General features: G+C 46.3%; 16 protein-coding genes and 1 pseudogene. 9 read left to right on the forward strand and 8 right to left on the reverse strand.

The window, feature by feature from the left end:
• Nucleotides 1-77: 77 nt before the first annotated feature.
• Together QUA90_RS20930 and QUA90_RS20935 are read right to left on the reverse strand one after the other, a co-directional pair.
• A complete protein-coding gene (locus QUA90_RS20930; RefSeq protein ID WP_333080210.1) occupies nucleotides 78-941 on the reverse strand; it encodes an aldo/keto reductase in 864 nt (287 codons plus the stop codon).
• Between the two features lie 225 nt (nucleotides 942-1,166).
• A complete protein-coding gene (locus QUA90_RS20935) occupies nucleotides 1,167-1,961 on the reverse strand; it encodes an ABC transporter permease (RefSeq protein WP_333447494.1) in 795 nt (264 codons plus the stop codon).
• Nucleotides 1,962-2,408: 447 nt separating this feature from the next.
• On the opposite strand from QUA90_RS20935, the gene QUA90_RS20940 reads away from it, so the two are divergent.
• Nucleotides 2,409-2,669 (forward strand): hypothetical protein, encoded by a 261-nt coding sequence (locus QUA90_RS20940; protein ID WP_333447496.1) that lies wholly within the window; start codon nucleotides 2,409-2,411, stop codon nucleotides 2,667-2,669.
• Nucleotides 2,626-3,483 (forward strand): radical SAM protein, encoded by an 858-nt coding sequence (locus tag QUA90_RS20945; protein WP_333447498.1) that lies wholly within the window; start codon nucleotides 2,626-2,628, stop codon nucleotides 3,481-3,483. The genes QUA90_RS20940 and QUA90_RS20945 overlap by 44 nt, the downstream gene beginning before the upstream one ends.
• A gap of 610 nt (nucleotides 3,484-4,093) precedes the next feature.
• Here the strand turns inward: QUA90_RS20945 and QUA90_RS20950 are convergent.
• Entirely contained in the window at nucleotides 4,094-4,294 is a 201-nt protein-coding gene (locus QUA90_RS20950; protein ID WP_333212265.1) for a hypothetical protein, read from the reverse strand.
• An 89-nt stretch (nucleotides 4,295-4,383) separates the two neighbouring features.
• On the opposite strand from QUA90_RS20950, the gene QUA90_RS20955 reads away from it, so the two are divergent.
• Both QUA90_RS20955 and QUA90_RS20960 read left to right on the forward strand, forming a co-directional pair.
• Nucleotides 4,384-4,578, forward strand: a complete 195-nt coding sequence (locus tag QUA90_RS20955) for a hypothetical protein (RefSeq protein WP_333386589.1) — start codon at nucleotides 4,384-4,386, stop codon at nucleotides 4,576-4,578.
• Between the two features lie 62 nt (nucleotides 4,579-4,640).
• Nucleotides 4,641-4,895 (forward strand): annotated as a pseudogene (locus tag QUA90_RS20960) (type II toxin-antitoxin system PemK/MazF family toxin); the annotation flags it as partial.
• Nucleotides 4,896-4,937: 42 nt separating this feature from the next.
• Here the strand turns inward: QUA90_RS20960 and QUA90_RS20965 are convergent.
• The 4 genes from QUA90_RS20965 to QUA90_RS20980 form a co-directional block, all read right to left on the reverse strand.
• On the reverse strand, nucleotides 4,938-5,099 hold the full coding sequence (locus QUA90_RS20965; RefSeq protein ID WP_333447500.1) for a hypothetical protein: 162 nt from the start codon (nucleotides 5,097-5,099) through the stop codon (nucleotides 4,938-4,940).
• A gap of 54 nt (nucleotides 5,100-5,153) precedes the next feature.
• Nucleotides 5,154-6,743 (reverse strand): glycoside hydrolase family 57 protein, encoded by a 1,590-nt coding sequence (locus QUA90_RS20970; protein WP_333080216.1) that lies wholly within the window; start codon nucleotides 6,741-6,743, stop codon nucleotides 5,154-5,156.
• A 546-nt stretch (nucleotides 6,744-7,289) separates the two neighbouring features.
• Nucleotides 7,290-10,499, reverse strand: a complete 3,210-nt coding sequence (locus QUA90_RS20975) for an EAL domain-containing protein (RefSeq protein ID WP_333447502.1) — start codon at nucleotides 10,497-10,499, stop codon at nucleotides 7,290-7,292.
• Between the two features lie 363 nt (nucleotides 10,500-10,862).
• The gene (locus QUA90_RS20980) at nucleotides 10,863-14,138 is read right to left on the reverse strand and encodes a PAS domain S-box protein (RefSeq protein WP_333447504.1); all 3,276 of its coding nucleotides are present in this window, start codon (nucleotides 14,136-14,138) and stop codon (nucleotides 10,863-10,865) included.
• A 542-nt stretch (nucleotides 14,139-14,680) separates the two neighbouring features.
• On the opposite strand from QUA90_RS20980, the gene gatB reads away from it, so the two are divergent.
• The 5 genes from gatB (at nucleotide 14,681) to QUA90_RS21005 (ending at nucleotide 20,394) form a co-directional block, all read left to right on the forward strand.
• The gene (gene gatB / locus QUA90_RS20985) at nucleotides 14,681-16,183 is read left to right on the forward strand and encodes an Asp-tRNA(Asn)/Glu-tRNA(Gln) amidotransferase subunit GatB (RefSeq protein ID WP_333080220.1); all 1,503 of its coding nucleotides are present in this window, start codon (nucleotides 14,681-14,683) and stop codon (nucleotides 16,181-16,183) included.
• 364 nt (nucleotides 16,184-16,547) lie between these two features.
• Nucleotides 16,548-17,714 (forward strand): pentapeptide repeat-containing protein, encoded by a 1,167-nt coding sequence (locus QUA90_RS20990; protein WP_333386601.1) that lies wholly within the window; start codon nucleotides 16,548-16,550, stop codon nucleotides 17,712-17,714.
• 43 nt (nucleotides 17,715-17,757) lie between these two features.
• Nucleotides 17,758-18,333, forward strand: a complete 576-nt coding sequence (locus QUA90_RS20995) for a Uma2 family endonuclease (protein WP_333331942.1) — start codon at nucleotides 17,758-17,760, stop codon at nucleotides 18,331-18,333.
• Between the two features lie 81 nt (nucleotides 18,334-18,414).
• Entirely contained in the window at nucleotides 18,415-19,053 is a 639-nt protein-coding gene (locus QUA90_RS21000) for a Uma2 family endonuclease (protein WP_333331945.1), read from the forward strand.
• A gap of 108 nt (nucleotides 19,054-19,161) precedes the next feature.
• A complete protein-coding gene (locus QUA90_RS21005; RefSeq protein ID WP_333447506.1) occupies nucleotides 19,162-20,394 on the forward strand; it encodes a pentapeptide repeat-containing protein in 1,233 nt (410 codons plus the stop codon).
• A 370-nt stretch (nucleotides 20,395-20,764) separates the two neighbouring features.
• Here QUA90_RS21005 and QUA90_RS21010 read toward each other — a convergent pair whose 3' ends face one another.
• The gene (locus QUA90_RS21010; protein ID WP_333447508.1) at nucleotides 20,765-21,178 is read right to left on the reverse strand and encodes a response regulator; all 414 of its coding nucleotides are present in this window, start codon (nucleotides 21,176-21,178) and stop codon (nucleotides 20,765-20,767) included.
• Nucleotides 21,179-21,282 lie beyond the last annotated feature (104 nt).

Raw genomic sequence — 21,282 nt, forward strand, 5'->3', positions numbered from 1 at the left:
AAACCCACCCCACAATTAAGTTATCTTTGTGGAACAGGCATCTTGCCTGTTCTACTGTTTTTGTGGGCCTTATCTACTTAACTTACGGCAATTTGTTGCAATTCCTCGTCAGTCAATTTAACTTCGAGCGCCCGCACAGAGTCCTCAATACTAGATACTTTGGTCGCACCGGGAATGGGAACTATGCAGGGCGATTGGGCCATCAACCAAGCTAATACTATACAGTAAACTGAAACGTTTTTTTCTGCTGCTAATTTGGCGATCGCGGGCATATCTTGCAAGCTTGTGGCGCGGCGGCTTCCTCCTAAAGGGCTCCAAGGAAAAAATGTCAGTTTTTCGGTTTCGCAATATTCCAGTACGCCGTCTGATTCTGGCTGTCTGTGCCAAGGATTATATTGATTCTGAACAGAGACAATTTCTACTGTATCGCGGGCGCGTTTGATCTGCTCTACAGAAAAGTTGGAAACTCCAATAAATCGAATCATTCCTGCTTCTACGGCTTCTTTTGCGGGTGCTAGGGCTGCTTCGATGGTATAAGCGGGATCTGGCGAGTGATATTGCCAAAGGTCGATCGGTTCCTTGCCACCCAATGCTTCAAAACTTTCGCGAATTGTCTTGCGTAAATGATGGGGGTTGCCGTTGCGCGTCCACGCACCTTGAGGCCGCATTAAGCCGCCTTTAGTGGCCACTGTAACGGCCCTAACATCTCCGCTGTACTGTTGCAAAGCTTTGGCAATCAGGTGTTCGTTGTGGTGTTTGTCGGATTGATCTTGGCAGTAGGAATCTGCGGTGTCAATTAGGGTGACACCCAAATCGAGGGCGCGGTGAATTACCGCAATTGATTGCGATTCGGGCGGCCGGCCACTTAAGGACATTGGCATACCTCCAAGACCGATCGCGCTGATAGTAAAATTACTGTTACCCAGTTTTTTTCTTTTCATTGGTTTGCCTGCGTTTGCGTGGTTTATTTCCAGTTTACATTTCCAGGATAGGTTGAAATATTACATTTATTTAACTATCTAAGTAAATAGAAGAAAATATTTTTTAGATAAGCTGTTTTGCCTTTTAAATGTATATTTAAATTCCCTATTCCCCACGTGTCAAATCCTCTCCCTCTCAAACATAATAGACAATCTAGATCAGCAGCAGCTTACCTACCTACTTAACTAGCTGGAAGCGCTGGTGTAAAAGCGGAGGGCAAATTGCCAGAAGTAGCGGGAGAAAAATAACAGCCCGATCGCCAATATTCCCGCCCCTGCGATCCAAACGATTTCACCTCTCCCCAGCATGGCTTCTGCAGGCACAGTCGTCAAGAAGGCAACGGGAACTACGAAAGTGAAGAAAAATCGATAAGCTGCAGGATAAGCTGCCATGGGAAATCTACCCGCTTCTAACAATCCTTCGAGAACTTCGGTAACATTGTAAATTTTGACAAACCAAATGCTGGTTGCCCCTAACATAAACCATATACTGTAAAGAGTAATAGTTCCGAATAACAGCGGTATTGCTGTTAAAAAATAGTTGCCGATTGTTACTCCCAATTTGTTAGCAGCATACAGCAGCAATACGGTGCCCAAGATTAAATCTGGGATTCCCCAAGGCGAAACTGTGTTTGCAGATAGCCAGAATTGGGAACTGATGGGTTTGAGGAGTACGAAATCGAGAGTACCTTGCTGGACTCGATCGACAATACGGCTGAGATTAGGTGCTAGAAAGGTTGCCGAAAACCCCTGCAAAATCGTGAAAATACCGAGTACAACTAAGGCTTCTTCCCATTTCCACCCAGAAAACGTGTAACCGGTACGGTAAAACAAAAATAGCCCAAACCAGCTGCCCGCAAGATTTCCGAGGCTGCTGATGGCCGCGAGGACAAAGTTGATTCGGTATTCTAGTTCCGCGGAGATCGCCGCACCCCAGAACAATTTCAGTACGTGCAAATATCGTCCCATGTTTGTCGCCATTTTTTGCCGTGTAAATACTTAAATTCCCATATTGTAAAGCTTGTGTGAAGTTAACTGCTGTAGTGGCTGCTCATTTCACTATAACAATAAATTATTGATACCGTTTACGTAAGTAGTTTTACTGAGAAAGGGTATTAAGTTATTTAACACAATTTAAACAAAAACTACAATTATTAAATTAAGTCAATCTTAAGCCCCTATATTTTGGCAATTATTAAGCATCGTTCATGTTTTGACACAAAAATCTGCTTAACTGATTGGAAATACTAATATGTTACAAGTTTTAATATTATAAATATTTGACAAACATCTAGCCATACCCAAACTGAACACTTAGGATGGGGCATACGTACTCAAAAGAAATACGTAATCAAAAATACGTAATCATACGTAGCAAAGAGGGATCGAGAAATTGACTTAAGTAACAACACGTAAGGGAAAAAAGACATGGATGCTTTAACATTATCGAGACTGGGCGTCAAGCACACCAAGAGTGCAGTGGCCGAATCGCTGCGGATCAATACAGGATACGACGTGACAAGCCCAGTCACTTTTTACGGGATTGTCAACGAGCGCTGCAATGTAAAATGCCGGCAGTGCGAGTATTGGCGGCTCAAAGAATATAAAGACGAAATTGACGATCGAAGAATGGCAAAATGCCCTCTTGAGCGTCAAAGAATTTGTGGGCGAATTTTCAATCAACTTTAGCGGCGGCGAACCTTATATTAAAAAAGGTTTTCTAGACTTACTTGCCTTTGCGAATAAAAATGGCATTCACGCCGGCGTCACCACCAACGGCTATTGCATGACCAGGGAAAACGCAGCCAAAACTGTCGCTGCTCGTCCTTTTAATGTGAATATGTCAGTTGACGGGCCGAATGCAGAACTGCACGATTATTTGCGGGGTCAACCGGGATTGTTCGATCGGCTTTCTAAAGGAATCGGTTATCTGCGCGAAGAACAAGAAAAACAGAACGTCCTGTTTCCGATCAACGTCAAACCGACAATGAACCGACTCAATTTCCGCCACCTCCCGGAAATAGTCTCCTGGGCTCAGGGAATTGGGGCGACGACGGTGAACTTCCAACCAGTCAACCGCTGGACACCAGAAACATACGAGGAATTGTGGATTGAAAAAGAAGACATGGAGGAATTTGCACAAGTAATCGAGCAGCTAATTGAAATGAAGAACAACGGTGCTCCGATTATGAACAGCGATGAAGTGTTGCGATTGATGATTCCTCACTTTGCCGAAGAAACAGCTCCTGATTCAACTCGTCCTTGTCGCGTTGGACTCCGCAATTACTGGATTGATACGCGCGGCGATGTGAAATTGTGCGATGAGTTCCCGGTAATTGGTAATGTGAAAAATGCCAGCGCCCGCGAGATTTGGTACGGAGAAAAAGCTCAGGAAGTCCGTCGCGATACTTTGAATTGCGGCAAGCTGTGTCTGATTACTTGTGTCTCGCAAAAGACGATTTTGGACAAGGTAAAAATGGGGGTGAAATTATTAAAAAATTGAGGTTTGATCTGTGTTAGTCTTGCTTGGGTTTATGGGGACCGGGTTTTATCAGAAACCCGGTTTTTAATTTATTTGTATTCGTTTTTGCTGTCGATTTCCATTTGTTCTTGAGTGCGATATTTCTGCTCTTGTTCCTTTTGTTTGTATAATTCTAGTTGTTCGCGATGGCGCTGACGTGCCCTCTCTTATTCCGGTTCAATTCCACCTGTTCGATTTCTATCATCCCGCAAATTGTGGATGTTGTCTCCTGGAACAAATCTTGATTAGCAATCAGGTAGTTTAAGAATTTTGCAACTTGGCTTTTATATTTGCGCGATCACAAACTCAGGAACTTCGGCAAAAACACCAGTTGCCACCTTCAATGGAAAAAGTTTTGATTTTAGGATTACTTTCGATATAATTTTTCGCATTAATATCAACAGTATTGCTGTATCCTGGCAAATGCTGCAATTATTTAGCACAATCAAATATTGGGGTTCTGATTTCAACTAACAATTGCTTTAACTTCGCGAGTTAAATTTCTCGATTTGGTTCCGCTTCTATTTGAGTGAATTCTGGCAGCTTTCTTTCTAATTCGCTGGCTATTTGCTGGCATCGGCGATAGGCATTTTCAGGCCAAAAAGAGCGATAGCCTGCGCGTTGAGAAAAAGACATAAAGTGCGATCGCCATTTCAACGACAGCTTCGATGGGATACTCAATAGCCGCCGCGCGGGTAATGAGGGCGATGCGGATGCGATCTGGTAGGTAAGCGAGGATGGATTGAGCGTCAGCCGGAATTTGGCGGGCTGCTTGCGGTTGTCCGTCGGTCATGAAGATGGGGAGCGATCGCAACTGAGCGCTGCTAATCTCAAGGATGCTATCATAGATTAACAGTTACTATGTCTTTATAGGTAAATAACATGAACGCTAAAGAATTGCTCCTTAAAGAAGTGGATAATATCCCCGAATTTATATTAGAAGAAGTGTGGGATTTTCTGCAATTTCTCAAAGCCAAGTATGATAAAGATAAGTTAGAAGCAAGCCTGCTCAGTGAATCTTCTTTGCAAAAAGACTGGTTAAGATTAGAGGAGGATGAAGCATGGCAGAATTTGTAAAAGGTGATGTGATAGTTGTTCCTTTCCCATTTTCAGATTTAACATAAGCCAAGCGCCGATCGGCTTTAGTCATAGCAACTTTGGCAGGAGACGATCTAATGCTTTGTCAGATTACTAGCCAGACGCTCGCCGATCGCTATGCTATTACCCTTGAAAGTAGTGATTTTAGCGATGGCGGACTTAACCAAACGAGCAACATTAGACCTAATCGCTTGTTTACCGCTGATCGAGAAATTATACTTTATAAAGCTGGTAAGCTTAAACCTGAGAAGTTGAACGAGGCGATCGCCAAGATAGTTGAAATTCTTCACCAGTAATTCTCTATTGTCAAGCGTTCCTCAGCTCAAAATGCTGTTTGACTAGAGGGTGTTGTGCGATCGCCCGCGCGTTGAGAAAAAGAGATAAAGTGCGATCAACCTTTCCACACTAAAAATGCGATCGCACTCACACTCCCAACCAAAGATCGCCCTTCTCATTCCACTCCTGGCGATCGCCCCATCACCTATAATTTTAATTAACATCCTGTCCCTCCCTTAAGCAGGGCTGGGGGGACAGGATGAAAAGGGAAACGAGACTTAAAGCGATCGATAAACGCGATAGTTAATTTCAGGGAAAATATTATCAATCTCCTCAACCTTCTCCAACCAACCCGAATCAACTTTCCCTTCTTTCACTTCATCGTACAGCTTGTGAAAGCGCATTAAGTGCGATCGAGTCCGCCGCACTGCATAGGGCACCATCGTCCCTGTACGCATGATAAATGCCCAGTCAGAAGATTGAGCTAGCAGCACTTCCCGCGCCGCCTGGTTCAAAGCACGATATTGCAACTCATCTTCCGGTTCCATACTTCCCAACTCAATCATCCGTTCCGCAGCCTTGTGCAAATGCGGGTAAATCCAAGCATTCGTCTCATTCAACCAATACTCGTGGAAACCCCGGAAACCCCAGCTAGACTGCGACGGGCGACAAACTTGCTGAGTCCGATTTCCCCGCAAATAATCGGCTAAGTGCGTCATCTCGTAAGTATTTTGGTCGTACCAACTCTTGCGGAACAGGTAATCTAAGAACCAAGGCCCTTCGTACCACCAGTGACCGAAAAGTTCGGCGTCGTAAGGTGAAACAATAATCGGCGGACGCTGCATAATCCCGTTCAGGTGCTCGACTTGCCGTTCCCGGTTAAAAGCAAAGTTGCTGGCGTGTTCGGCTGCTTTTTCCCTTGCCCAGTAAGGATCGTACAACTGTTTATCGCCTAAACCCAATCCGCGACCGGTGATTTTGTGATATTTAATCCCGGTATTTTTCCGCTGGCCGTTGGGCATGATGTAGGGCTTAATGTAATCGTAGTCAGCTTCCCAACCCAAATCTTTGTAGAATTCCCGGTATTCGGCGGCGCCTGGATAGCCGACTTCGGAAGACCAAACCTGCTGCGAGGACTCGTGATCCCGACCGAAGGCTGCGACTCCGCATTCGGTGAAAATTGGGGCGTAGCTGCCGTAGCGGGGACGCGGGCGGGCGTAGAGGATGCCGTGACCGTCTGTGAGAAAGTAGCGGAGGCCTGCGTCGGCTAACATCCGTTCTAAGCCTTCATAGTAGGCGCATTCGGGCAGCCAAATGCCTTTTGGTCGGCGGCCGAAGTTTGCTTCGTAGTTGTCGCAAGCTACTTGAATTTGTGCCCAAACTGCTTCGGGGTACATTTTCATCAGCGGTAGGTAGCCGTGGGTCGCACCGCAGGTGATGATTTCGAGGTTGTTGGTATCTTGGTGTTCTTTGAAGGCTTTGACTAAATCTCGATCGTACTTTTCCCAAAAGTTGCGGACTTGAGAGAAATGGGCGGCGTAATGTTCTGCCAAATAGCGGAGGTGACCATTTCCGCTGTTGTGTTCGATTTCGAGATCCGCTAATTCTTCGAGTTTAGCCAAGTGGTCGTCGAAGCGGTCTTGCAGCAAGGGGTCGCGCAGCATGGCAACCAAGGGCGGCGTCATGCTCATGGTAATTTTAAAGTCGATGCCGTCGCGCTTGAGCCCTTCAAAGACTTGCAGCAGGGGAATGTAGGTTTCCGCGATCGCCTCAAACAGCCATTCTTCTTCTAAAACGTAGTCGCTTTCGGGGTGGCGGACAAAGGGCAAGTGGGCGTGGAGAACGAGTGCGAGGTAGCCAATAGTCATAAAAAAATTTGGTAAGTGGGAAACGAGCGGGTCTTTAGACCTGAGAGGGAAACGGCTAGGCGGTTTCAACCGCCGTGAATCTTTCCATTACACGGGGATTGCTAGATGGGAGTGTACTTTTGTAATGTACTGTCAGTGGGACAATTACCACATCCAACCTCGCAATCGGCGATCGCATAATGTTCGCTCCTTTATGAGCCTCTATGAGAGGGGTAATGTTAGCTTGCGCCTTAGTTAAGGGCCGATACTATATCTAGGAAACTGATTTAACCCAATAAGTCTGTTTAATCCTAAATTTCGCTTGGCAAGGAACTAGCGAGAGCATTCCCTGGTAGGCCTTTAACTCTTACCGTTAACGTAGTACGCAGGTACGCCTCTGGTCAACTATGGTTTAAGTCTTAGGCCCGAAGCAAGAAGCGTATCTAGAGACCGGGGTCATTGACATTGATTTGGATGCCGTAGTTATTAACTGACGCCAGTTAGGAACAGCTTTAAAATATTTTAAGATTTTATGCTGAAACGGGACTCACAAAATGCCGTGTTTTTTTAATGACCTTTCTCTAACAAACTAAATGTCAGCAAATTCTGATTTTCTGCTTGCTGTCGGATTAGGGTTGCTGCTGTTTGAGAGTCTACTGGCTTTGAGAAAAAGAATCCCTGGGCGTACTCACATTTTAACCCTTTTAGTATAGATAGTTGCGAGGCTTCTTCGACTCCTTCAGCTACTACATCCATGCCTAAATTGTGGGACAAAGTAACGATCGACCGCACAATTTCGGTCGGGTCAATGCCTCCTTTACTGAAATCGAACTCACCTCCCATCCTGCTAACAAAAGAGCGGTCTATTTTTAAGGTATTGGTGGGGAAGCGGTGCAGGTAGGAAAGCGAGGAATAGCCGGTGCCGAAATCGTCAATGCACAAGTCTATGTTTCGGGTTCTGAGCTGCACCAGCATTGCTGTTACTGAGTCGGAATTTTCTATGAGTACGCTTTCGGTAATTTCTAGTTTTAAACTGCTGCCGTCGAGGTGAGTTTCTGCAAGAACTCGATCGATGTATTCGATTAAATCTGGCTGAGAAAACTGTTTGACAGAAATGTTGACGCTAACGCTCAACGGGGGGTGGCTGGGAAATAGCTGCTGCCACTGGCGGATTTGGTGGCAAGCTGTGCGAAGTACCCAGCGGCCGAGGGGTACGATCAAGCCGGTTTCTTCGGCGATGGTGATGAATTCACCGGGGGAAACTAAGCCGCGTTCTGGATGCTGCCAGCGCACTAGGGCCTCAAAACTGGTAATTGTGTTATTGGCGATCGACACGATCGGCTGGTAGTGAATAATAAACTGGGGCGCTGGGGATAAGGGAGGTAAGGCTGAGGCGGGGGATGGGGGAAAGTCTTCTTCTCTGGCCGGCTCTCTAATTGATTCGATCGCCCGCCGCAGGTCGTTTTCTAGCTGCAATAGCCGCAAAGCGTGGGCGTGCATGGAACTGTTGAAAACTTCGTGTCGGGATCTGCCGAGTTCTTTGGCGCGGTACATTGCTGTGTCGGCGTCGCGCAGCAGGGTTGTCGGTTCCACGTATTCGCCAGAACTCAAAGCTATGCCGATGCTGGCGGTGATAAATACTTCGTGTCCGTCTAGAAGGATAGGGGAGGTGATTTTCTTTTGCAGGCGGTTGACAATGGTGGTAGCTTCATTGATGCCCTCGATGTCTTCTAACAACAGCACAAACTCGTCTCCTCCAAGGCGGGCCACTGTATCTCCGACCCTCAGACAAGCTTCCAGACGCCGGGCGATCGATACTAGCAGTTGATCGCCGATGGCGTGGCCGAGGGAATCGTTGACTACTTTAAATCTATCTAAATCGAGAAACAGCACGGCAAACAAGTAGTCTTTGCGCCGTTTTGCCATCCTCAGAGCGTGTTCGAGCCGATCGGTAAATAGTGATCGGTTGGGCAATCCGGTGAGGGCGTCGTGAAAAGCATCGTGCAGCAGTTGTTCTTCGGCGAGTTTGCGCTGAGTGATGTCGTGACAGTTAATCACGATTCCCTTGACTGCGGGATCGTACAGCAAGTTGGTGGCTACAGCTTCTACATAACACCAGGAACCGTTGCGGTGGCGGACTCGGTACTCAACTGGGCACTGGCTTCTTTTGGGGTTTTTAATGGCTTTGTGGAGGGTTTCGGTGATCGTGGCGCTGTCGTCGGGGTGAACTATTTCTAAGGCGCTGCGGCCGATCGCCTGGTGGGGCGCGTATCCTAAAATTCGCTTGACGGAAGGGCTGATGTAGCGGAAGATTCCTTCGGCGTCGAGAATGATCGTGATGTCTGTGGCGTTTTCAATCAGCGAGCGAAATCGCTGTTCGCTTTGGCGCAGTGCTGATTCTGCTTGTTTGCGATCGCTGATGTCGAGGGCTACTCCGTCTATAATTACGTCGCCGTGTTCGTTTTTGGAAAATTTAGCGCTGTCTTGCACCCACTTGACCTCCCCAGATCTCAGAACGATGCGGTACTGGCGATCGCACGGCAAAAGACTCGCTCTCGATGCTGCTACGAGGCTGTCAGACAAGCTTTTGTCCTCTGGATGGATGATTTCGGTCAAGAGTTCCGGGTGCGAAATCACTTCTTCGGCCCCGAACCCAGTAACTTCGCGCACGCCCGGACTGATGTAGGGCATGGAGATTGTGCCATCGGAATGCAGCACGGTGCGGTAGACTGAGCCGGGAATGTTGGCTGCCATTGTGGCTAGCTGCTGCTGGATGCCGCAGACTGCTGCTTCGGCGCGCTTGCGTTCTGCAAGTTCGGTTTGGGCTTGTTGGTAGAGTTCGGCTTGGTGGATCGCGATCGCGCACTGATCGGCTATGGCTTTGAGTAGCGACAGTTCTTCGGCGCTCCAAGAGCGCGCCCGATCGCACTGATAGAGGCTAATTCCTCCCAAAAATGACCGCTGGTAGAGCAGTGGGGCGATCGCGACGGAGCGAAACCCTACCAACTGTGCTGATTCTTGCAGCGACGGGCACAGTGTCGATAACTCGTCGATGATCAGGGTTTCCCCAGCCGCGAGATCGGATCGGTAGTGCTCGGCCACTTTGCAATTTAGCCCGACGAACCGTTCTCTTTTGGATGCTTTGCTGATGTAGCGAACTCTGATTCCGCCTTCAGCATCTGGCTGCAAGATGGCGCAGGCGGTGATTTCGAGAGCTTCGTGCAGTTGATCTGCTGTGGTTTGCAGCACTTCGTCGAGTACAAGGGTGAAGCGCATGGCTTGGAGGATGCGGTTGACGATCGCTTCTCGCTGAGCTTGCCGCTGAATTTGGGCGATCGCTTCTTGTTGCTGGCGCCGCATTTTGTATTCTTGGAGCGATCGTTCTAAGACTGTTGGCAACCTAAACAGCCGCCCTTTTAATACGTAATCGGTCATTCCGGCTTTGAGGCACTCAACTGCCGCTTCTTCTCCCAAACTTCCCGTTACTAAAATCAAGGGTATGTCTTGCCCTAATTCCTGCATTAATTTCAACACTTCTAAACCGTTGAAGCCTGGGAGGCGGTAATCTGAGAGTACAGCATCGTACTTGCAATTCTCCAGCAGTTTTCTGCACTCTGTTGCTGTTTCTGCCATGTCGCACTTAAAATTTACCCCCCCCGATTCTAAGGCGAGCACTATTAATTCCATATCTTCTGCCATGTCTTCGATAATCAACAATTTTAATGTTGATTCCGCTACCATTTTTAGTAGATAGTTGGTCTGATTTATATCTAACATAAGGTATTGGGGAGGTTTTCAATTGGTTATTCGTGTTTTTGCTAGTAATTTTTTAGACTGAGTTTGGTTATTAATTTTATCTCGATATTTTTAGCAAAATCAATTATATACTCTACTCGCAAGACCTTTATTTAGCACCGGCAGTCGAGGGCTGACCGAACCGATTGGGGCTCATCCCAATTTTTAAAAGAGCGTTTTTTAGGAGTACGAGCATCTTGTGCACCGCTATGCCTAGCTCTTTCGCTTTCATCCCTGACAGTGAACACTTCTGTCACACCACAATTCGGATGCTCTCACCGATTGTGACTTATTTAAGTGTATAAGAGTTTTAAATTCAAAATTTAAAACTCTTATACACTTAACTTATGAATCTATATTACCGTTTGAGATTGTTTGCGCTAGTTTAAAGTAAAACGTGGCTCCTTGACTAGGTAGGCTTTCGGCCCAAACCGTGCCGCCGTGGCGGTGAATAATCCGCTGGACGATCGCCAAACCGATGCCCGTACCTTCAAATTCTCTCTGGGAGTGCAGCCTCTGAAAGGCTCCAAACAGGCGATCGGCGTATTCCATCGGAAAACCCACCCCGTTATCCTTGACAAAAATCGTCCCATCCGGTAAACCCTCAATAACTATTGTAGCCGGAGTGCGTCCGCGGCTGAACTTGACGGCGTTGCTAATCAAGTTGCTGAACACTTGTTGCAGCAAGGTTGGATCTCCCATTACTGTCGGCAAATCTCCGACGGCAAATTCAACGCTGTGGGGAGTTTGGGCCGGATCGGCGACGGCTGGGGGTTTAGTCAATTTAATCGCATTTTGTACCAAACGGCTCAGATCGATCGGAATTTGCCTCAACTCGGTGCGACTCACCCGCGACAGGGCGAGCAAACCGTCAATCAACAGGCTCATTTTTTGGCTGCTGTCTTCAATTACTTCCATATAGTGAAGTATTTTGCGATCGCTCAAAGCCTCAGTTAATTCTAGCCGCTGTTTCAACGCTTCTACAAAACCTGAAATATGTCGCAAAGGTGCACGCAAGTCGTGGGAAACTGAGTAAGAAAAAGATTCTAATTCTTGATTGGCAGCTTCTAATTGCTCTGTGCGTTCTGACAAAGCTTGTTTTGTCTCTACCAACTCAGTGATATCGCGAGAAGTGCCAATTAAAGCATAAACCTTGCCGTCTATATTTCTGAGGGGAATTTTAAAAGTATCGTAGTAAGTCGTCTCGCCAGCCATTACAAATTTATCCTGCAAGTGCATAGTTTCGCCTGTTTCAAATACCTGGGAGTTTTCCCTACAGAATTGTGCGGCTCTGCCTGGGGAAAAACATTCACAAATCGTTTTGCCCTGCATCTCTTTCCTGCTATTTAATCCAGCCGTTTGGGCAACCGATTGGTTAACAAAAGACAGTCGCATATTCTCGCGATTTACCACAAAAATGTGATCGGGCAAAGCATCAAAAAAAGTCTCTAATTCTGCGGTACGCTGAGCGACTTGAGCTTCTAAAGTTTCGTTGAGTTCTTTGAGTTTAAATTCTACTCGTTTGCGTTCGGTAATATCTTGACCAATTCCGATACAACTGCCGTCGGAAAGACGAACATTTGCCCAAGAAGTGTCGATAATTCGCCCGTCTCTAACTTGTGTTTTGAAGTCGCTCCACTTCTGATTTGCTGCTTGGATTTCATCCCAAACATATTGACGGTATTCTGGTTGCGGATAAAATTCTGCCAAGATATCACGGTTTTTGATTTCTGCCAAACTCCAGCCTAGCACTTGTTCCCAGTGGCTGTTTACCCAGTTTATTTGACCATTTTTATCTAAGAAAGCGAGCATGATCGGCACGTTGTCGAAGATAGTTTGCAGCAGTTCTTTTTGCTGTTTTAATAATTCTTCGGCTTGTTTGCGATCGCTGATGTCGAGTACGGAACCGATAATTTGCCTCATTTGTCCCTCGGGCGTTCTTTTGAAGATTGTAGAGCGATCGTGCACCCAGCGCCATTCCCCATTTTTGTGTTTAATTCTGTAGTCTCTGTCATCCGTTTCATAGGGATTGCTGCTGTGTTTTAGTCGATCCATACCTGTAATTAGCTTTAACAGATCCTCGGGATGAACTAAGTTAGCGACAGCATCTATACCCAAATCTTGCCATTCTTTAGGAGTGTAGCCGAGTATGGCGGTGACAGATTCATTTGCATAAATATTTTTGTTTTCTACTGCATCGTAAATGTAAAGAAAGTTGGGGATTGTTTTCAGAATGCTTTCTAAAAGTTCTTGATGTTTTTGCAGTTCCCATTCTGCCTGTTTACGCTCGCTTACGTCTAGCACAAAACTGACGCCAAACTGTTGCGTTTGTTCTAAAAATGTGCTACCCAACATCACCGGAACGCGGCTACCGTCGGAGCGTATAAATTCTTTCTCAAAGGGAACAACCGTATTTCTATCCTTCAGTTCTGCAACTTTTTCTGTATCTATACTCACGTATTCTGGTGGTGTCATTTCTTGCCAGTTAACTCTTCCGGCAAGCAGCTCGTCCCGCGTATAATTTACCGTGTTTAAAAAAGCGGCGTTGGCATCTATAATGCGGCCGTCAAGATCCCAAAAAATTAAGCCGATCATATTAGAATCAACTATGGCTTTAAATTTGGATTCGCTTTGTCGCAACTGATCTTCGACTTGTTTTAGTTCTGTGATGTCGCGGGAGATGGATAAAACTGTTTCTACTGAATTGTCTTCAGCAAACTCGGGAATGACTCGACAGTGGTAATATTTTATGCCCTCGGAAGTGGGAAACTCAAATTCTATAGTTTCTTGTTTACCGCTACCAAAAACTTTCATAAAAGCCTCATCCCACAGGCTGCATAAGTGCGGTGGCATTCCTGATTCTTGGTGGGTTTTGCCAATCAATTTTTCGGCATTTTTTCCAATAGTTGATTCTACTGCTGGGTTGATATAAAGGAGGCGTAGTTTGCGATCGAACCGGGCGATAATATCGGTCGCATTTTCGGCGATGGCGCTGAAAGCTTGTTCGCGCCGATGCAGTTCTTCTTGAGCGCGCTGGAACTCGGTTATGTCTCTGGCAAAAGAGAGAATTGAAACTACTGTTCCCGATTCATCGATGAGTGCAGAATTGTACCATTCGCAGTAAATTATCGAGCCATCTTTGGTATAGTTGCGGTTGCGGCAAACGTTGCGGGTTTCTCTGCTGTGTAACAGTTCATTTGTGGCGGCGCACACTTCCTCGAAGTCTTCTTGATAAACTATTGACCATTCGTGCCAGTATTTGCCGATTACTTCTGCTGCACTCCAGCCAAATATTTGTTCTGCCATTGGCGACCACCGCACTACCCGAAATTCTTTGTCCCACTCTACAACTGCCATTGGTAAGTTTTCTAGATGAAATTCCCGCCGCGAGTTGGCTTTTTTTATTTGAGTTTGAAGTTGCTGGCGGAGTTGCTTAGCCTCGGTCAAGCGATCGCTAATTTCCTGTGTGTTTGCTGAGCCGGCGTTGGCAAGGTGAGCAATGGTTTCTGCTGTTTGTTTTTCGAGTTCGTTCCAAGCGAGTTCGAGGGCTGATTCCGCCTGCTCTAGCTCAGTGATGCTGTTCGGAAACAGTGTGGCACTTTTAACTGGAATTTCACGCATAGTTTTGACACTTAGGCAAGTGTTACTTTTAGAATTCAAAATTAAAGTTTAAAAAATAAAAATATGTAATTTCCTGTTAAATTATACATTTTTAATTTTTAGTCTGTGCGTGGAGCCGATCGTTGGAGGCGGCGGGCGTTATTAAATACTGCCAGTAAAAGGATTTGGGGTGTAGATTGATCAGCAATTGTGGTGGATGGATCTAAAACTCTCCTGGGTAAGGGAAGGGTGCGGGCAGGAGCTGACCCTAAGTATATTTTTGCACAGAGTTGTTGTTTGGGGGCGATCAAAAGGAGATCGGCGTGGCTGCGGGCTTGGGTCGATCGCGAATCTGTAGCAGGGCGTTGCCTATGCAGATCCCCATTTGTCTCAACTAAACACGCTTTCCCCAAGTCCGTCAGGGGTTTAAACCTGCCGAACTCAGGGTTTGACGCGCTTGTTGACACCAATGAAACCGCCCCTACCTCCAAATACTCTCCAATCACTTTGGTCAATAAAAAGCTAAAATAAAATCTAAAGTTATTCAGTCTTTTAAATTGCTTATGACTGCTTCTGCACCCTCTTCGATAAAAAACCGAACTCAGTACGAAGCCATTATCGGCCTCGAAACTCATTGTCAATTAAGTACCAATACTAAAATTTTCTCCAGTTCTTCTACAGAATTTGGCAATGCCCCAAATACTAACATTGACCCAATTTGTATGGGAATGCCGGGAGTTTTGCCCGTATTAAATCAAAAAGTGCTGGAGTATGCGGTGAAAGCAGGGCTGGCTCTCAACTGCGAAATCGCACCTTACAGTAAGTTTGACCGCAAGCAATATTTCTATCCCGATTTGCCGAAAAATTATCAAATTTCTCAGTTCGATTTGCCGATCGCTACTAACGGTTGGCTAGAAATTGAACTCGTGGATGAGACGGGAAATTCTACTAGAAAAAAAATCGGGATCACTCGCTTGCACATGGAGGAAGATGCCGGAAAATTGGTTCACGGCGGTAGCGATCGGCTCAGCGGTTCAACTTATTCAATGGTGGATTACAACCGCGCTGGTGTGCCTCTAATCGAAATTGTTTCGGAACCGGATTTGCGATCGGGCGCGGAAGCTGCCGAATACGGTCAAGAATTGCGCCGGATCGTGCGCTACATCGGTGTTGGCGACGGGAATATGCAGGAAGGTTCGCTCCGGTGCGACGTGAATATTTCGGTTCGCCCCGTGGGCAGAAAAGAGTTCGGCACGAAGGTGGAAATTAAAAATATGAACTCTTTTAATGCGATCGAACGGGCGATCGATTATGAGATCGAGCGGCAAATTCAAGCTGTGGAAAATGGCGAAACCATCATCCAAGAAACCCGGCTTTGGGATGAAAACAAGCAGTGTACTTTTAGTATGCGGGTTAAGGAAGGTGCGAGCGATTACCGGTATTTCCCGGAACCGGATTTGCCTCCGATCAAAGTTTCGGCCGAGCAATTGCAGGATTGGCAAGCTCAACTGCCGGAATTGCCGGCAATGAAGCGCAATCGCTACGAAACTGAGCTGGGTCTTTCTCCCTACGACGCGCGGGTGCTGACTGACGACAAAGCGGTGGCGGAGTATTTTGAAAAATCGATCGCCGCCGGTGCTGTGGCTAAACAAGCTGCCAATTGGGTGATGGGCGATATTACTGCTTATCTGAAAAATGAAAAGCTGGCGATCGCAGAAATTCCTTTCCAACCGCAGGATTTAGCCGAACTGCTGGGGCTAATTGAGGCCGGTACGATCAGTGGCAAAATCGCTAAGGATATTTTGCCGGAGTTGCTGGCAAACGGTGGTTCGCCTCAGAAGTTTGTTGAAAGCAAGGGTTTGATTCAAATTTCGGATACTGGGGCGATCGATCAGGCGATCGATGCCGTGTTGGCAGCCAATCCCAAGGAGCTGGAACAGTACCGAGCCGGTAAAACTAAGCTGCTGGGCTTTTTTGTCGGCAAGGTGATGAAGGAAACGGGCGGCCGGGCTGATCCCAAACTGACGAATGAGCTGCTGGTGGCGAAGCTTAACGGCCCAAGCTAAGCAATTATTAAGGGGATCGTGTAGCGGATACAGCGGCGGGCGATCGGTTTTTCCCGATCTCGCCCTTCTGGCGGGATCGTAACTTTATAATTAATCTACATTTCTTTACAACATCTTCACGTTTGGGGGTGACACCCCTCATCCCTATCATGTTATATTGTGTTATGTAGATGCACCCTGATGGCAGAGAGAGTTACTTAGGTAGCTCTCTCTTTTTTTGGTCTTTTTTTTTTGCACGGACGTGAAAATACGGATGGGGGAGAGGGGGGTTGGCCATACCGATTCCCGATTACTGATTACCGATTAGCAATTACCGCTTTGAGTCGATTAATATCAACTTTAGTTATTAACTAATTTTGACATTATGAGCGAACAAGCTAGCGAGCTAATCAAGCAGGGGATTTCGCAATATCAGGCACGCCAATTTGAGGCGGCGCTAGGTTCTTGGCAGGAAGCGCTGGCGCTGTATCGCTCAATGGACGATAAGCGCCGATCGGGTGCGGCGCTGGGTAATATGGGCGTAGCTTACGAAGCGCTGGGAAATTATGCTCAGGCGATCGACTGCTACCAGCAGCATTTGGCGTTAGCGCGGGAAATGGGGGATCGCCGGGGCGAGGCAAATGCTTTGGGAAATCTGGGCAATGCTTGCTGTGCTCTTGAGGATTTTTCTGGTGCTATTAATTACCAGCAACAGCGTTTGGCGATCGCGCGGGACACTGGCGACGGGCGCTCTGAGTTGGAAACTTTGGGCAATTTGGCGCTAGCTTACGATGCTAATGGAGATTTGCCTGGTGCGATCGAATGCTATCACGAGCAGTTGTCGATCGCGCGCACCAGCAAGGACGATCGCATTGAGCGCAATGCTCTCAAGTATTTGAAGCTCGGTTACAAGTATTTAGCAGATTACGAGAAGGCCGACGAGTACCGACAGCAGCAATTGGCGATCGTCCGGGAACTGTTTTTAATTGATAAAAATAAGAGTTTTGTACAACTTGCAGAAACAGTGGGTTTGAATCCGATTGAGGATTTTGCTGGGGCTAACTTAAGCGGTTTTGACTTGCACTACACTGATTTTAACGGTGCGGATTTGCGCGAAACCAACCTCCGAGGCGCCGATTTGACTTTGGCCGATCTCAGCGGTGCTTTGCTGAGCGCTGCTATTTTAATTGATGCTAATTTGTGCAATGCTAATTTGCGGGATGCTGAACTCAGCAGCGCCAATTTGAGCGGTGCTGATTTGCGGACAAAGCTGCCCCGTGCGAATTTGAGCGGTGCAAATTTAACCGGCGCTAATTTGAGCAGTGCTTATTTACCGAATGCGATTTTAGTAAATGCAAATTTGACAAATACTGATTTAAAAAATGCTGATTTAAGCGGTGTTAATTTGAGTGGCGCGAATTTAAACGGTGCTGATTTGAGCCGCGCTGATTTGAAAAATACGGTGGTTAAAAAGGCGAATTTTTATGGTTGTGTCGGAATTTCGGAAGCCGTGAAGGTTGAATTGATGGCACGGGGCGGGATTTTTGAGTAGAATTAATTGGAAAGGTTGGTAATTGTAGAGGGTAAGAAAAGCTATGACTGCCGTAACTGCAAAACGATTCTCGATCGCCGAATATCACCGTTTGGGAGAACTGGGATTTTTCGCCCCCGATGAGCGAGTTGAATTGATTCGCGGAGAAATTATCATTATGGCTGCTAAAGGTAGGCTTCACTCTGTTTGCAACAGTCTTTTACTTGAGGAGTTAGTCATTTTACTGGCAAGACGCGCTCGCTTGCGCGTACAAGAGCCGATTATTTTGTCTGATGATAGCGAACCAGAGCCTGATGTTGTGATTGCCCGCAATCGAGCCGATCGTTATTTATCTTCTCACCCGCAGCCTGCTGATATTTTGTTGGTAATTGAGGTTTCCGATTCTACGTTGAAGTACGATCGCACAACCAAGTTGTCTCTCTATGCTGAGACTGGGATTTCTAATTATTGGATATTTAATTTGGTTGACAATCAACTGGAAATGCACAGCGAACCTTATCAGAAACAAAACGGGAGTTATAGTTATCAATTGCAACGAGTTGTTTTGCCAAATCAGACGGTGATAATTCCGGGTTTTCCAGAGTTATCTCTGGATTTGTCTTCCGTATTTCCAGTCTAGGCTTCCTTCGATGATATAATGCACTCATTGCGATGGCTACACCCCGGCTTGCGCCTACGAACTCTTCACCAAAGTAGCACTATGACTGCTCAAACTCTCGCTCCACCGGAACAAATTGTCCAGCTATCGGGTATCAGTTGGCAAACCTACGAAGCTTTGCTTGCCGAAATCGGCGATCGGCAAATTCGACTGACATATAATCGTGGCAATTTGAAAATTATGGTACCTTCTCCAGAACACGAACTTTACAAAAAAGTAATGGGTCGATTTGTTGAAACCCTAGCAGAAGAATTGGAACTCAACATTGCCCCCCGGGGTTCCACAACTTTCAAGCGTCCTGAACTTAGCGGTGTAGAACCTGATGAATGTTTTTACATCCAAAATGTTAGTGCAGTTAAAGGCAAAAAAAGACTGGACATGAATCAAGATCCGCCACCGGATTTAGTGGTGGAAATTGATATTACCAGCCGTTCGGAAAATAGCTTGCAGGTTTATGCGGATTTGGGAGTGCCGGAAGTTTGGATTTATAATGGATCGCGACTCAGAATCAACAGATTGGAAAATGGAGAATACGTTGAGTGCGAGATCAGTTTAGCATTTCCCAGCTTACCGATATTAGAGATTGTCATATTTTTGGAACAAGCAGAAACAATGGAGTATTTGGAATTAGTGAAAGCATTTCGGAATTGGGTAAAAAGCCAAATTAAGCCAAATCAATGACTGGCGGATCAAATTAAACAAAGTTTACAATTTTACCCCAGGGAAAAAAGCTGTGTTGTGATAAAATAGAGATGATAAACTAATTTAAATATCAATTACAGGCTGGTAGTGCCAGCAATTCTACCCGATATGCGATCGCTAGAGTCTCACAACAAATACCCAGATTGCTTGTGGATGCAATTTGAAGCAATTCCAGTTCCATCGGTTGCACCCCAAACCCAGCAGCTCGACATTCACTTGAGCCTGAATTTTAACGAGCATTGGGAACCCCTGCTAGGTGGTCGCGTAAAATTTGGTCTGCAAGGCGGAACGCTCAAACTCCATCTAGAAAACTGCGAAATACCCGTAGCATCACGTCAGTTAGTCGGTTCTTTCAAGCTTTTGCCAATAGGAGAAACCCTGGCTATTCAAAGCAGTGCAGAAATTTTAGTAACCGAAAGTCAGCAGGGAGTTCAGGGCGGGGAAAAGGCGGAAAAAACTAAGGAGACAGAGAGCATATTTTGTCACGTTTCCACAATCAGTGATGATAGAACGCCAGCTTGGATTTTTGCAGTAGAACAGGGCAAATCAGTATTAAAAGGTTTGCTAAAAAGTGCTAAGATGGGAGAAATTACTGCCAAACAATTTCGGATTGCAGCGGCTTTTGAAGTGGCTAAAGAAGATATTTATCTCACAGATGCTGAGGGTTTGTGGCCGCACGAAATCACGCCCAATCAACATTCGGTTTTAGAAAGAATCCTGACGATATACCTGCAAGAAAATAAACTCCAACCTGCTCTCAGTTGGGCGCTATTATCCTACAATTTGCCTCCGATTGAACAGCCTGAAGAGGAAATTGTCCCGGAAGCTGAATCGGAATTGCAGGAAATGGTCGATCGCATTATTTCCGCTGAAACCGACAACTTTGTGGAGTTGGCAAAAATTGCCAATCTCAACCCAGCACTAGATTTCGCAGGTGGTAGCTTGCGTGGAACGACTTTAAGTGCAGTGGATTTTAGCAGCGCAAATCTCGATCGGGTAAATTTCCGGGGTGCAACCTTAAACGATGCCGATTTCAGCGACGCCAACCTGCAAAATGCCAAATTCGGCGGTGCAGATTTGAGTGGGGCTTTCTTAGGAAATGCTGATTTAAGCGGTGCAGATTTGCACAAAGCAAGTCTAGCTTTAGCTAACCTCAGCGGTGCCAATTTGAGCGGCGCCAATCTGCTGGAAGTGAACTTAACAAATACTAATTTCAGTGGTGCGAATGTCGAGTCAGCCAGATTCGGGAACAATTCAGGAATGGAGGAGGAGATGCAGGTGAATCTACAGCAGCGAGGCGCAATTTTTGAGGAGGTTTAGTCCGTAAGTGCGAGATCCCTTTTATTCCTCCGCCTCCATTGTGGCACGGGTGTCACGCCTGTGCGATGGAATTTCACCTTTAAACAACCGCCTCTCAAGAAAGTTGCTTCTTAATCCTTAACTCCCTAAGTACATTTATAGAGGGCGATGAACCGTAGCTGTTAACACTGTAAACAAGCGTTTCTTGCTACCACTGACGGCAAAACCAGTATACTTGACTTTGGCTAAGGTGACGCACCATTCGATTCGTGCAGCCAGGACAGCTTGTCATAAAAACCTCTTTTTTATCGACGAAAGTGTATTTGTCTTTTGTTGCCAAGTGCTGTAAGCTGCGTAGAAGCAGCAACTCTATGAATGTAGAGGTAAAGTCTTAAGAATCCTGCGTCTGCCATACCGGGGATTGTGAATCATTCCATCCCAACATCTCTGCCACTTTTGACGGCAGGGTGGTGGCTTCAAATGGTTTGGGAATTACCCCAGCAATACCCATTTCGGCAAATTTAGCCAGATCCTTTGACAAAACTCTTGCTGTCAGCAGAATCACTGGAATCGATCGAGTAATCGGATCGGATTGGAGGTGATCGTACACAGCAAACCCATCCATTCCCGGCATTGATATATCCAGCAAAATAGCGTTAGGTCGTTCTGTTTGTAGGATTTGTAAACATTCTTGTCCTGATTCGGCCACCAGGGTGTTCCATCCCGCGAGGTCTTCCAGGCACAACTTTATCAGTTCGCGGAGGTGTTCTTGGTCATCAACGATGAGAATTTGCTTGCCTATCATCTTGTTTTCGGGCAGGAGACTGCGCTCATAATTAGGGCTTGCTGAATATATCGATGGCACTTGACGTAGCCTGGGTTATGCGCTCGCGAGAGCGAGGGTAAAGT

The sequence above is a fragment of the Microcoleus sp. D3_18_C4 genome (assembly GCF_036702355.1).
Taxonomy (GTDB): domain Bacteria; phylum Cyanobacteriota; class Cyanobacteriia; order Cyanobacteriales; family Microcoleaceae; genus Microcoleus.

Coding starts and splice junctions, on each gene's coding strand:
- QUA90_RS20930 (WP_333080210.1), bottom strand. CDS start 941: ATGAAAAGAAAAAAACTGGGTAACAGTAATTTTACTATCAGCGCGATC.
- QUA90_RS20935 (WP_333447494.1), bottom strand. CDS start 1,961: ATGGCGACAAACATGGGACGATATTTGCACGTACTGAAATTGTTCTGG.
- QUA90_RS20940 (WP_333447496.1), top strand. CDS start 2,409: ATGGATGCTTTAACATTATCGAGACTGGGCGTCAAGCACACCAAGAGT.
- QUA90_RS20950 (WP_333212265.1), bottom strand. CDS start 4,294: ATGACCGACGGACAACCGCAAGCAGCCCGCCAAATTCCGGCTGACGCT.
- QUA90_RS20955 (WP_333386589.1), top strand. CDS start 4,384: ATGAACGCTAAAGAATTGCTCCTTAAAGAAGTGGATAATATCCCCGAA.
- QUA90_RS20965 (WP_333447500.1), bottom strand. CDS start 5,099: ATGTTAATTAAAATTATAGGTGATGGGGCGATCGCCAGGAGTGGAATG.
- QUA90_RS20970 (WP_333080216.1), bottom strand. CDS start 6,743: ATGACTATTGGCTACCTCGCACTCGTTCTCCACGCCCACTTGCCCTTT.
- QUA90_RS20975 (WP_333447502.1), bottom strand. CDS start 10,499: ATGTTAGATATAAATCAGACCAACTATCTACTAAAAATGGTAGCGGAA.
- QUA90_RS20980 (WP_333447504.1), bottom strand. CDS start 14,138: ATGCGTGAAATTCCAGTTAAAAGTGCCACACTGTTTCCGAACAGCATC.
- gatB (WP_333080220.1), top strand. CDS start 14,681: ATGACTGCTTCTGCACCCTCTTCGATAAAAAACCGAACTCAGTACGAA.
- QUA90_RS20990 (WP_333386601.1), top strand. CDS start 16,548: ATGAGCGAACAAGCTAGCGAGCTAATCAAGCAGGGGATTTCGCAATAT.
- QUA90_RS20995 (WP_333331942.1), top strand. CDS start 17,758: ATGACTGCCGTAACTGCAAAACGATTCTCGATCGCCGAATATCACCGT.
- QUA90_RS21000 (WP_333331945.1), top strand. CDS start 18,415: ATGACTGCTCAAACTCTCGCTCCACCGGAACAAATTGTCCAGCTATCG.
- QUA90_RS21010 (WP_333447508.1), bottom strand. CDS start 21,178: ATGATAGGCAAGCAAATTCTCATCGTTGATGACCAAGAACACCTCCGC.